This is a genomic window from Mycoplasmopsis maculosa, from assembly GCF_900660665.1.
GTDB classification, from domain to species: Bacteria; Bacillota_I; Bacilli_A; order Mycoplasmatales; family Metamycoplasmataceae; genus Mycoplasmopsis; species Mycoplasmopsis maculosa.
Window position 1 is genome coordinate 165,834 of record NZ_LR215037.1, and the last position, 12,919, is coordinate 178,752.

The window sequence follows — 12,919 nt, forward strand, 5'->3', positions numbered from 1 at the left end:
CTAAAATAATTTTAAAATAATTCTTTTTGTTAAAAAAATAATTAAAACACTTTTTTAAAAAAGTGTTTTTTTATATTAACTTTATAAAAGATTAAAATTAAAATTATTGTAAAATAATTATATGCAAATTTTATATTCAATACTTATTAATTTAGGCTTATTTGTAATAGGCTATTTATTTGTTGGTTCTTTTAACACTTCTATTATTATTACTAAATTTTTTATTAAAGATGATATAAGAACACATAATAGCGGCAATGCTGGAGCAACAAATGCATTAAGAACATATGGAAAAAAAATAGCCTTATTAATATTTTTTTCTGATTTATTAAAAGTAATTATTCCGACGCTTATAACTATAATTTTATTAAATCATGTTAATATTTTTATTGAATTGAGAATAAACAATATTTTTGTTTCACCACAATCTTTAGCTTTAGGTATAGTTATAGGTCATATATATCCTATTTACTTTAAATTTAAAGGTGGAAAAGGAGTAGCTTGCACAATTGGATTATTTATGACTATTAATATTTTATTATTAATAATTGCTGCAATTGTTTTCTTTTTAATAGTTATTAAAACAAAATATGTTTCACTAGGTTCTATAATATCAGCTATTATTTTAATTCCTTTTGTTTTTATTCCTTGAACAATAAATGGAATATTAGGGTATTGATTTAACAATGTTGAATTAGTAAATAGTTTTAATAAAGTTGCTTCATATTGATATGTAAGCCCAATTATTTATACCATTTCTGCAATTATTACTGTTATTGCCCACCATTCAAATATAAAAAGATTAATAAATAAAACAGAAAATAAATTTTCTTCTTCTAGAAAAAAATAAAAATAACCGTAATGGTTATTTTTTTATATTATATTCAATCTAAATTGATATGGCAGGAGTTAAAGGAATCGAACCCTTGCAAGCAGTTTTGGAGACTGCAGTACTACCATTATACTAAACTCCCATAATAGCCTATTTCATAGGCTTTTTTGAATTTAATTTTTAATTAATAAAAACTATTTTCCAAATTTAAAGTGGCATATATCGCCATCTTTCATAACATAGTTTTTTCCTTCGCTTCTTATTTTTCCAGCTGCTTTAACACCTGCTTCACCATTATAATTTATAAAATCTTCATATGAAATAATATCTGCTTTTATAAATTTTTTCTCAAAGTCTGTATGAATTATTCCAGCACATGCAGGAGCTTGCATACCATCTTTGAATACTCATGCTCTTACTTCAACAACGCCGGCTGTAAAATATGTTCTTAATTTTAATAAATCAAAAGCTTCTCTTGTTAAAATATCTAATCCACTATATTTAATATTGTAAGAAGTTAATCATTCTTTAGCTTCATTATCATTCATTTGAATTAATTCTGCTTCTAATTGAACGCTAATTGGAATAATTTTTTCATTATTAACCATAGAATTTTTTAAAGCTAAAAACATAGGATCATCATTATAATTAATAATTTGTTCACTTGATAAATTAGCCACATAAATCATCGGTTTTGCACTTATTAAATGATAATTTTTTAGTAATTTTAATTCTTCATCATTTAAACTATCTATAACTGAACGAATAGGCATTTCCTTTTCTAAAGTTTCTTTTAGCTTTAGAACAAAATTGTATTCAAATAAAGCTATTTTATCGCCACTTTTTGCTTTTTTTGTTATTCTTGAAAGAACATTATTTATAGTTTCTAAATCAGCTAGCATTAATTCCAAATTAATAACATTTTTATCATTAACAGGATTAATTTCATTTGCAACATGCATAATGTCTTTATTTGTAAAGCATCTAACAACATGAATAATAGCATCAACTTCTCTAATATTTGCTAAAAATTTATTTCCTAATCCTTCGCCTCTTGAAGCACCTTTAACTAAACCTGCGATATCAACAAAATCAAAGGTAGCTGGAATTATTTTTTCAGGATTTACTATTTTAGCTAAATTAGTTAATCTTTCATCTTTTAAAGCTACACTACTTATATTTGGATCAATTGTTGTAAAAGCATAATTTGACGCTTCAACTTGATGTTTTGTTAATGCGCTAAAAAGAGTGCTTTTACCAACATTTGGCAAACCAACAATACCTGCTTTTAATGACATAATAACTCCTTAATAAAATAACATTAATTGTATTTATAACATATATTATATATTAAGTAATATTTTTAAAATATTTTATTACTTACATTTTTTTATTAAAATTTTATTGTTAATTATTTAAATTTTCTTTTTTTAGGAGAACAAAATGAATAAGTTTTTTCAATCGCCTTTTTTTATCCAAGAAATGTATAAAAATGTTCATGGGACATTATCATTTATTCAAAATAGTTATTCTATAGGATTTTATGTATTATTTTTTACTTTAATTTATATTAGTTCTTTTTTAATTTTTTTATTTAGAATACCTATAAGAAATTCATATAAAAGAAAGCAAAAAATATTAGGTTTAAAAAAGAAGAATTTTTGAAAACTAATTGGTTGAATAACTTTATTTTTTATTTGTTTAAGAAGTATTACTTTTTTATTTATAGAAATTTACGGAACAAATGACTATAAAATAGACCCAATTGATAATATTGTAAAATCAAAATTGTGAGAATTTATACCTTTACATTTTTGCAGAATAATATTACTATTTATAGCTTTTTCTTTAATCACATACAAATTAAACTTAGTAAAGTATTTTGCTTATTTAGGTTTTTTAGCAGGTGTTGTTGCAACTATAATTCCTGGTTTATATAATTATTCTGGTTTTGATAGTTGATGGTATTGAGATTATATATTAGCACATGGATATGTTGTTTTTATGATTATATTATTGTGAATTATTGTTAATCCAAAATATACTTTAAAAGATACTTTAATATCATTATCTATTTCATTATTAATTGGAATATTTATGTTTTTAATAAATTTAATAACATATAATGTAGCAATCTACATTTATCCAAATGATTTTGAACAAAGATTTAAAATTGTTTCAAACTATTGATATTTAGGAATTAATGAATACAATGAATTTCAAAATTTACTAGGTGTTTTAACAAAATGACCTTATAGTTTATTAGGCTGAACATTAATCGGAATTATTTTATTTATAATTTGTATTATTCTTTCTAGTTTTTTAAGTAAAGTTAAAATAATTAGAGATGCTAATTCAAGAAAATTAAAATTTATTTTTACTAAATCTAAATATTGATTTTTTTATAAGAAATCTTTTAATTTAAAAAACAAAGGTATCTAGTAACTAGTTTCTTTATTTTTTAAATATTTTTTTATTTTTTTATTAATAAAAATAAATTATGTATTACAATTAATAAGTATTTTTTATATTAAAAAATAGGAAGGTAAATATGCGCAAAAATAAATTAATTTTAAGAAGCATTGTAGGGTCAAGTTTTTTATCAATACTTGCTCCAATAATGATTTCAAGTACAACAACAGAAAATACTAATTCTGAAAAACAAAACGTAGTTCAAATTTTAAACAGACCAAGAACAGCTATAGAGCTTTGAAAACAAGAATATGTAAATTCTCAAAAAGAAGAATTTAAAAACTTAATAAATGCAAAAGCATGAAACGATTTTGAAGGTGGATTGACTCAATCACAAATAGACTTTTTGAATAAAAAAGTTGAAACAATGACATTTGATAATTATAATTCAGTAAGACAAGAAATTTTAAAATTAGGTCATGAATCAAAAGAAGCATTTAGTAGATTAATTACATTTACATTTGGTGGTACATATTTTAATGATTTAATGTCAAAAACTGAAAATGCTTCTATTAATGAAACAATTAAAAATGGTTTTGATTCATTAAGAGTATTTTCAAGAACTGACTTGTTAGAAGATCAAGAATATAAATTAGCTTTTGAAGAATATAAAACAACTTCTAATTCTTTATTCCAAGAAATAAAAACAGGCGATAATTTAGATAATGCAAAATTAGTTAATATTTTAACTAGAGCTAATGCTGCATATGAAAAATTTTCAGCTGTTATTAAATCAAGAACTGATGCTAAATTTAACAAATTAAAAGAATTTGACTACTATCACAATTATTTAGTTAAATACTTTTATGCTGAAGATAAAATCAAAGTTAATGGTAATCCAAACGAATGAAATGATCGTAATTATTATGTAGGTTTAGCTGGTAACTGAACAATTTTAATTGGTAATTTAGCAAATGATGATGAAATTTCTAATTTATTATATAAATGAAATATTAGTGGTACAAACGATCAATACAATCACTTTTTACAAAAAATTGGTGATGGTGCTGATGACAATAATTTTTCAAAAATACAAGGTAGCCCATGATTTACTTTAGGCAATTATGGGACACCTTTATATCATGCTAAATGAACAAAAGATCTTTTATCATATTTTTATAATTATAATGATTTGAATTTTGTAGAAGCTGATAAAAGTAAAAAAGAAGTACATTTTAATTTCATAAATAAAGTTCAAAATAGATACTATGAAAATACAAATGGTCATAGATACTTTATTGAAAAATTTAATTTTAAAGCTGAAGATTTACCTATTACAATTTATTTATGAAGAAATGGAAATAGTTTTGGAAGAAATAAACCATATAATGGTAAGTTTTATGAAAAAGATTACAATAATGTAAGCGCATGAAAATCAAAAGAATTAGAAGATGCAAATGGTTTCTTTAATACAAATTCAAATTTAATATTTGCAAGAGATAATTATGCAGTTTTATATGATAGAAATGGTTGAGAATTTTCTAAACCTAGAAATATCAATGGTAATGATAAATTAGCTGCATTAGCTACAAAAATTGAAGAGAAAAAGAGAGAGTTAGAATAATTAAAAACTTCTAATCCTGAATTAGCAGATGTTATTGATAAATGAATAAAAGATATTGAAGCTGCTAAAGAATTAAATAACGTTTCATTAATTGAATCAGCATTAGATACTAAAAAATATATAACAGATAGTATAAAAACCGGTGCTATTGGTAACCCAGCTGCTGATAAATTAACTAAATTTGTTAATGGTGAAAATATTTCACTTTTAGATAGTGTTAAAGCTTTATCAGTATTTGATAAATTAAATGCAGAAGCTACGAAAGTTGTTGATGCTTTAGAACATTATGAAAATGAAATAAAAGAAGATGCTAAATTAGCAGGTTTTGAATCTTCAGAAGAAGCAAACAAAATCGCTGAAGTAGCTTCAAAAATAGAAGACGGTAAATATAAATTAGATTTACCAGCTGATTTTTCAATTTCAAATCCAAGCGAAGAACAAATTAATACAATTAAAGCTGAAATAATAAAAGATGAAGAAAAAGTTAAACCAGCTATTTTTGATATAAGTAAAAAAACTTATGAAAAATTAACAAATGATTTAATCATTCCTCAATTATTAAAAGATGAACATCAAATTAAGAGTGAAGGGTTAATTTACGATAAAGAAAATTACAAAAACAACACAAAAGAACTTTATAATATTTTAAAAGAAAATGCAAAAGACATAGATAATATATTTAGAGGAATTAATAATTTAGAAAAAATAGATCGTGTTGAATTTGATAATCCAACAGATGAACAATATAAAAAATATGAAGAAGCTATTCAGGTGTTAGAACAATATGGTAAAAATGAAGCTTTAGCTAAAAAAATTATTGAAGATTTAACAGATAAAAATGATACTTTTTCAATAAAAGATGCTTATGAAGCATATAAATCAGCTAAAGAAGCTATGCAACCAGCTGATTTATTAAAAGCTAAAGAAGAAGCTAAAAAAGCTATTGAAGCAAAAATTAGTAAAATTCTTTCAGCATCAGAAGATGTTATTTCAAGAGAGCAAAAAGAAGCTTTAGTTAATGAACTAAAAAAACTTGAAGATAATATTGAAAATGCTTCTAAGGTTAAAACAGTTTTAGATAACTTAGAAAACGCTAAATCATTATACGAATTACCTGTTTCTAAAGTTGAAGCAGATGAAAGATTTGATAACTTAATTAAAGAAGTTGAAACTAATCCAATATTAACAGCAGATCAAAAAACTCAAATTATTAATGATTTAAAAGTTGCGAAAGCAGAAAATAGTAAAGCAACAACAAAAGAAGCGGTTAAAACAAATTCAGAATCAGCTGAAGCAAAAGCAAGAGAAGATATAAAAAACTATGAAGAATTAGAAAATGCAAGAGCTAAAGCTATTGAAGAAATTAATAAATATGTTGAATTAATTAAAAATGATAAATCTGTTTCTCAAAGAAAACTTGATGAATTATTAAAAGAAGCAGAAAAAGCTATTAAGCAACTTGAAAATGATAAAACTTTAGCTGAAATTAAAAAGACAAGAGATGATTTCTTTAATAATTACGATATTTACAACCAAAAAAGACCAGGTTTAGTAATTATTGCATTATTATTAGCATTATCATCAGTAGCTGCTATTGTATTATTATTACTTCTATTATTAGATCCTGAAAAGAAATAATATTAAAATAAAAACACTTTAAAAAATAAAGTGTTTTTTTATTTAAAAATATAAAAATTATTTAGTAACTATAAATAAATCAGGATTTATGTATCAAATAATCCCTAAAGCAATTATAGATAAGATTAACAATATTAAAAATATTGAAAATATAGCAACTGTTATTCTAGATTTTTTATTTTTTTGTTTTTTATGTTGCACATCTATATTATTTTTCTCATTTAAAAATTCTTTATCTAAAATTATTGTTTCACTATTTTCAGGGTTAAAATCTATTAAAGTATCGTTTTTCTTTAAATTGTTTTCTTTTTTTGAATTATTATTTACTTCTTTTGTATCTATAAAAAAAGAAACATTATTTTTATTATTTCTATTATTTTTAATTTTTTCTATTTTTTTACTTTTGTTTTCTATTATTTGCTCAAATTTTAATAATTTGTCAAGTTCATTTCTAAGTATTTTATCATTTGCGTATCCACTAATATAATATTTTTTGTCTTTTCTTATAATTTCTGTTTGCGTCAAAAATCATTTATCAAAAGAGTCACCTTCAATAAATTTAATATTATGTAATTTTCTCCTTATTTCATTTAAATCATCACTTTTTGCAAACGTTAAATAATCAATACCAAATTCTGCGCAAAAATCTTCATATTGACCATTATCATTATCCATTGTATTTGGTATTAGTAAAATTTTATTATTTTTTTCATTATGAAAAATTACTATTTCACCTTCTATAAAGCCTTTTTTATTAAAAACGTCAATATAAATTTCTTCATTTTTTGTAATTAAATATTCTATTGCTTCATTTCTAGATTTAAATTTTGCTAAAAATGTGTCTTGTTTTGGATTTTTGATAGTTCAATTAAAAATTGATTCATTTTTGTCATATAATAGAGCAGTTTTTCTCATAATACCTCTTTTATTTTGTTTTAAACTTATTATATAAAAAAGTTAAATAAAAAAATATATTAATTTCTATAAAATTACTTTTTTATAGATAATTTAGTTAAAATATATTTTCTAATTGTTAAATTTAATTTATAATAAATATATAAAAATTACATATTAATTAGTAATAGAAAAATTCAAAAAATTAAGGAGTATTTATGATAAATGTAAACACATTCAAACCAGGTATTACATTCGAAGATGAAGGAGAAATTTTTGTAGTTTTAGAAGCTCAACATTCAAAACAAGGTAGAGGTCAAGCCAATGTTAAGGCAAAAGTTAAAAATTTAAGAACAGGAAGCACAACTATAAAATCATATACTGGTGGTGTTATGGTTTCAAAAGCTCACATTGATAAAAGACCTATGAGTTTCTTATATAACGATGGCGCTAATATAGTATTAATGGATAATGAATCTTATGAACAAGTTGAAATACCTGTTAAAAATGTTGAATGAGAATTAAATTTTTTAAAAGAAGGTATGATTGTAAAAATCAGAAAATATAAGGAAGAAATCCTTGATATTGAATTAGATGCAAACGTTGTTTTAACTGTAACAGAAGCACCTGACGCTGTTAAAGGAAACACTGCTAATAACCCACAAAAGAAAGTTATTATTGAAACAGGATTTGAATTAGAAACACCTATGTTTATTAATCAAGGCGATGAGATTATTGTTTCAACAGAAACTGGAAAATACGTTGGTAGAGCAAGTAAATAATTATGAATTTTATAGCTTCAACTTTTTCAAACACATGTAACTTTTTTATAACTGAAGAAGCAATAAACGATTTAATTTTAAATGCTGTTAGTGATACAAAAGGTGTTAAATTAGCTCAAAAACCAAGAATTATTTTTAATAAAAACCATGATAATGTAGAAATTGTAGTTGATGTTAAAGTAAAAAGAAATATTTTATTAAAAGAAGGTTTAGAAAATATTAAAAATGAAATTCAAAGACAATATTTATCATTATTAAATATTAAACCAACATCAATAAGAGTTTGTTTTATTGAATATTATTAAAAAGCTTTTTTTGCTTTTTTATTTTTTTGATATTATTAATAAGATTTATTAATTTAAAAGGAGAAAAAAATGAAATTTAAGAAAAATTTATTTGCTGCAGGAGTTATTATCTCAACATTTTCACTATCATTAGTAGCTGTTTCATGTACAAACGGAAATTCAGATCAATCACAACAAAAAGAAAAAACAAAAACACAATTATTATCATTAGAAAGTTTATTAATTAAATTAAAAACTGCAAAAGGTGATCAAAATGAAGTTTATGTTAAAGTTAATGCAGATTTAACAAAATTTAAAGAAGAATACAATAAATTAGAAAAAAACGCAAACTCAACAGTAAATCAATACAATAATTTAAGTTCAAAAATTACTGTAAGTATAAATTCAGTCAATGCAGAAATATCAAAAAAATAGGATTATTCCTATTTTTATTTTAATGATTTTAAGAAGCTATCAAATAATGGGTTTGAAGTTAAAACTCTTGTTGTAAATTCAGGATGATATTGAACTCCTAAATAAAATTTATGATTTTTTAATTCACAAATTTCAGCCACATTTGTTTCAGGGTGCACACCTGAAAAAATAAAATTGTCATCTTGCAATTTTTCTCTATATTTTGGATTAACTTCATAACGATGTCTGTGTCTTTCGTAAAAAATTTCATTTCCATAAATTTTTTTCGCTAATGTACCATTTTTAGCAATTGTAGGTTGCTCACCCAATCTTAATGTACCACCTAAAATATCTTTGTCACCATTTTCAAAAAAAGGTGTTAAAACAAAAGTTTGATTTTTACCTTCTTCCAAAAACTCCTTGCTAGTAGCATTTTTTATACCCTTCAATCTAGCTTGAGCTACAGTCATTGCTTGAAACCCTAAGCATATTCCTAATGTTGGTATATTATTTAATCTTGTGTATTTTGCAACTTCAACTTTTGCTTCAAAACCTCTTATTCCAAAACCAGGAAGTATCACGACACCATTATATTTTTTTATTGTTTCATCAAAAACGTTAAAATCAATATTATCAGCATTAATTAAATCATATTTAAGTTTTAAATTTTGATGAGCTGCTGCTATTTTCAAAGAATGAATTATAGATAAATAAGCATCTTCTAATTCTGTATATTTTCCCACTAATAATAAATTAACTATTTTATTATTTTGATTCTTATATTTATTTACAAATTTTTCCCATTTAGAATAAACATTGTTTTTTATTTTTCTTTTTATTTGAAAAAAATAATAAATAGATTCTAATATATTTTGATTATTTAAATATAAAGGTATTTCATAAATATTTGCCTTATCAGGCACATTTATAACATTTTTAGTATTTAGAAAAGAACTCTGAGCTACTTTTTCAACTATTTTATTATCAACTTCTCCTTGAGATCTTAATAATAGTAAATCTGGATTTAAACCAAATGCTCTTAAAGTACTTATAGAAACTTGTGATGGCTTTGATTTATACTCGTTAGAAGCCTTTAAATAAGGCACAAATGTTAAATGGCTAAGCATAACTTGTTTTGGAAATAAAGATTTAAATTTTGATATAGCATAAATATATGGGTTTGATTCAATGTCACCAACAGTACCACCAACTTCAATTAACATAAAGTCACAATTTTGTTTAATTGCTAAATCTTTAATAATGTTTATAATTTCATCTACAACATGTGGCACAATTTGAACAGTTTTTCCGTTGTATTCACCTTTTCTTTCCTTCTCAAATACTTTTGTATAAATTCTTCCTTATGTAAAGTTACTTTCCTTTGTTAGTTTAACATCTATAAATCTTTCATAATGTCCTAAATCAAGATCTGTTTCCCCGCCATCAGATGTAACATAAACCTCTCCATGTTCTACTGGGGACATAACTCCTGGATCAATATTTAAATATGGATCTAATTTTAATACAAAAACACTAAATCCTTGAGCTTTTAATAAATTTCCTATACTAGCTAAAGTAACACCTTTGCCTAAACCAGATATAACTCCACCTGTTTGAATAATAAATTTTGTTTTTTTCATTTTCTTCCTCTTACATATCAATAAAATTATTATTACATAATTTTTTAATTTTTTTTGCTAAAAATACTATAAATATGAAACAAAAATGAAAAAAGTATTTAAAATAACATTGCTTTATTAGATAATCTTTTTTTAGTATATAATTAAAATAGTCACACCTGTTAGAAATATATTAAAATGACCGTTTTTGGTCATTTTTATTGTTTTATTAAATCATTTGTTTACATTTTTTAATTAATATTCTATTTAATTTGAAAAGTTTTTTATTTTCACTTATTTTTAAATTAAATTAATATTAAATTTTACTTATTATTTTTTTAAGCATAAATTGGTGAAAATTATATTAAATATTCTAAATTTTTTAATAATGTTTTACTTCTTTAAATACTACTTTATTAAGATTTTAAAATTTTCGTTTTTTTACAATAAATACTATTTTTATAATAAAAAATATTTTGTTGTGTTAATTTTTTTATATTTAAAATATTTTTATGATATATTTATAAAATAAAAAATAATTAAAATGTAAATATGTATAAAAACTTTAGAAAGGTAAAAAACATGAAAAAAAATAAATTAATATATTTAGGAACTTTAACAACATTAACAACAATTCCCTTTATTGCTGCATCATGCAATATGAAACAAGAAAATAAAGATGTAGTACAACCTGAAAACTCTGTTAATCCTTCAACACCAGAAAGTGATAAAAAATCTGAAGGAACAGGAACAAACAATCAAAATACTAGTGGAGATCAAAAAGAATCTGATAAACAAGTTTCTCCAAATAAAGATGTAAATGAAGTTTCAAAACCAAAAGTAGAAGGAAGTAATTCTGGAAATGATCAAGTAGATAAAACTGAAGAAGAAAAATTAAAAGAAGAATGAAATAAGTATAAAACTGAAATTTTAGAACCTAAATTAAACGCTGCTATAGAATTATCTAATACTTTAGGAAGTATAGAGTATTTAGAAGTTGAAAAAATAACTTTAAATAAATTAATTATTGATCCTTTAAATGCTTTTAAAGAAAATCAAGAAATAGATAATACTTTAAAAACCAGAGCAGAAGAATTTATAAGTCAAAATTATGAAGTATTAACAAATTTTTTAAAAGATGAAAAGGAAAAATGACAGGGAATTATAAATCTTAAAAGAGATGATGCAGAATATCCTAAATATGTAAAAAATATTAAATTAGGTGCCAATAAAATGTCAACAGGATTAATGGTTCTTATACAAAATGCATTAGCATCTATAGGACAAGCTAAAGGTGTTGATAATGAACAAGCTACTAAATTAAGAGAAATTTTTAATGAATTAAATACTTTAAACATTTTTGGTGAATATAATGACTTATTCTTCCAACCAAGAAACGACTATGAAAATGAACCTGAAGTTCCTAAAACAAATGCTCAAGATTTAGGAACTAAAGAAAAGATTAAAGAGCTTTATGCAAAAATCGCAAATTTTGTTAACACAAGCATTGGTAAATTTAATGAAATAATGAATGAAAGACCTAATACAGTTGAAATGATTGTTAATGCTAGTGATTATACTTTAGATGCTTGAAAAATATAATTTAATAAAATAGCCTAATAAAAAGGTTATTTTATTTTAAAAAATATAAAAATGATAACCAAATTTTATTGGTTATAATATAAATATGTAAATTACATTTTATCAATGACCATTTCTGGTCATTTTTATTATTTTATTAAGATACTGTCACTTCGTATGTGTGAACTGATACAACATTTGAGGTAGCTTTTTCTGTTCCATATTATGAAATTGCTTTTTTACCAAAATCATTTGTTGTACTTTCTACAAAGTTTTCTGCGTTAGTGTATTTCATATAATCTGTAATAACATCTAATAATAAATCACCTTCAGCATGTAATGTTTATTTTGGTGACTTAGCATAATCTAACATAGCATATTGATCGCTACCAATTGCTAAGTAATCATTTGTAGCAATGTAATATTTTTGATCTGGCACTAAAGCTTTATCATTAGTCATTACTAAGCTATCAACTAATTTATAAGCACGTTGTCCATTTTTGTCATAAGCTTGTTTATATTGAACTTTTTGTTCTTCTGAATCTTTTTCTGTATATTTATTTACACTACATGAAATAGCAACAACTAGTAAAGTAGTAGCTGGTATTGCTATACTTGAAAGTAGTATTAATTTTTTATTTCTTTTCATTTTTTGTTTCTTTATTTTATATTCAAAATATCATTATCAAATTAAATATTTTATTTTTATTAAAAATATGAAAATTTTTATATTTTTTTCATAAAAATAAGAAAACTTATATTAATTAATATATAAATGATTAAAATAGCATTATATTTTATAAAAAATTAAATTTTGTTTTTTTAAAAATGAAAATTTA

General features: G+C 22.8%; 11 protein-coding genes, 1 tRNA gene and 1 pseudogene. 8 read left to right on the plus strand and 5 right to left on the minus strand.

The window, feature by feature from the left end; genetic code table 4:
• The first annotated feature begins 121 nt into the window (after nt 1-121).
• On the plus strand, nt 122-850 hold the full coding sequence (plsY, locus tag EXC47_RS00755; protein WP_129646175.1) for a glycerol-3-phosphate 1-O-acyltransferase PlsY: 729 nt from the start codon (nt 122-124) through the stop codon (nt 848-850).
• A 50-nt stretch (nt 851-900) separates the two neighbouring features.
• Here plsY and EXC47_RS00760 read toward each other — a convergent pair.
• Together EXC47_RS00760 and ychF are read right to left on the minus strand one after the other, a co-directional pair.
• Nucleotides 901-974: transfer RNA gene (locus EXC47_RS00760), tRNA-Trp, on the minus strand.
• 52 nt (nt 975-1,026) lie between these two features.
• Nucleotides 1,027-2,130, minus strand: coding sequence for a redox-regulated ATPase YchF (ychF, locus tag EXC47_RS00765; protein ID WP_129646177.1), 1,104 nt, complete (start codon nt 2,128-2,130; stop codon nt 1,027-1,029).
• 145 nt (nt 2,131-2,275) lie between these two features.
• On the opposite strand from ychF, the gene EXC47_RS00770 reads away from it, so the two are divergent.
• The 3 genes from EXC47_RS00770 to EXC47_RS00780 all read left to right on the plus strand — a co-directional run bounded on the left by EXC47_RS00770 (nt 2,276) and on the right by EXC47_RS00780 (nt 6,506).
• Nucleotides 2,276-3,274, plus strand: coding sequence for a TMEM164 family acyltransferase (locus EXC47_RS00770; RefSeq protein WP_129646179.1), 999 nt, complete (start codon nt 2,276-2,278; stop codon nt 3,272-3,274).
• 109 nt (nt 3,275-3,383) lie between these two features.
• Nucleotides 3,384-4,868, plus strand: coding sequence for a hypothetical protein (locus EXC47_RS00775; RefSeq protein WP_129646181.1), 1,485 nt, complete (start codon nt 3,384-3,386; stop codon nt 4,866-4,868).
• Nucleotides 4,869-5,639: 771 nt separating this feature from the next.
• Nucleotides 5,640-6,506, plus strand: a complete 867-nt coding sequence (locus tag EXC47_RS00780; protein ID WP_129646183.1) for a V-type ATP synthase subunit I domain-containing protein — start codon at nt 5,640-5,642, stop codon at nt 6,504-6,506.
• 57 nt (nt 6,507-6,563) lie between these two features.
• Here the strand turns inward: EXC47_RS00780 and EXC47_RS00785 are convergent, their stop codons facing one another.
• Entirely contained in the window at nt 6,564-7,421 is an 858-nt protein-coding gene (locus tag EXC47_RS00785) for an MAG3090 family protein (RefSeq protein ID WP_129646185.1), read from the minus strand.
• A gap of 197 nt (nt 7,422-7,618) precedes the next feature.
• Here EXC47_RS00785 and efp point away from each other — a divergent pair, with 197 nt between their 5' ends.
• From efp to EXC47_RS00800, 3 genes are all read left to right on the plus strand, one after another.
• Nucleotides 7,619-8,182, plus strand: a complete 564-nt coding sequence (gene efp, locus EXC47_RS00790) for an elongation factor P (protein WP_129646187.1) — start codon at nt 7,619-7,621, stop codon at nt 8,180-8,182.
• 2 nt (nt 8,183-8,184) lie between these two features.
• Nucleotides 8,185-8,487, plus strand: coding sequence for an MMB_0454 family protein (locus EXC47_RS00795; RefSeq protein WP_129646189.1), 303 nt, complete (start codon nt 8,185-8,187; stop codon nt 8,485-8,487).
• A gap of 69 nt (nt 8,488-8,556) precedes the next feature.
• Complete coding sequence (locus EXC47_RS00800) at nt 8,557-8,901, plus strand: hypothetical protein (protein WP_129646191.1); 345 nt, start codon at nt 8,557-8,559, stop codon at nt 8,899-8,901.
• A 14-nt stretch (nt 8,902-8,915) separates the two neighbouring features.
• Here the strand turns inward: EXC47_RS00800 and EXC47_RS00805 are convergent.
• Nucleotides 8,916-10,520, minus strand: a pseudogene (locus EXC47_RS00805) (CTP synthase).
• A 561-nt stretch (nt 10,521-11,081) separates the two neighbouring features.
• Here EXC47_RS00805 and EXC47_RS00810 point away from each other — a divergent pair.
• Nucleotides 11,082-12,101: a variable surface lipoprotein gene (locus tag EXC47_RS00810; protein WP_129646193.1), complete on the plus strand. Its 1,020-nt coding sequence runs from the start codon at nt 11,082-11,084 to the stop codon at nt 12,099-12,101.
• A gap of 322 nt (nt 12,102-12,423) precedes the next feature.
• On the opposite strand, the gene EXC47_RS00815 is transcribed toward EXC47_RS00810, so the two are convergent.
• A complete protein-coding gene (locus tag EXC47_RS00815) occupies nt 12,424-12,729 on the minus strand; it encodes a 5'-nucleotidase C-terminal domain-containing protein (RefSeq protein WP_129646195.1) in 306 nt (101 codons plus the stop codon).
• Between the last annotated feature and the right edge of the window lie 190 nt (nt 12,730-12,919).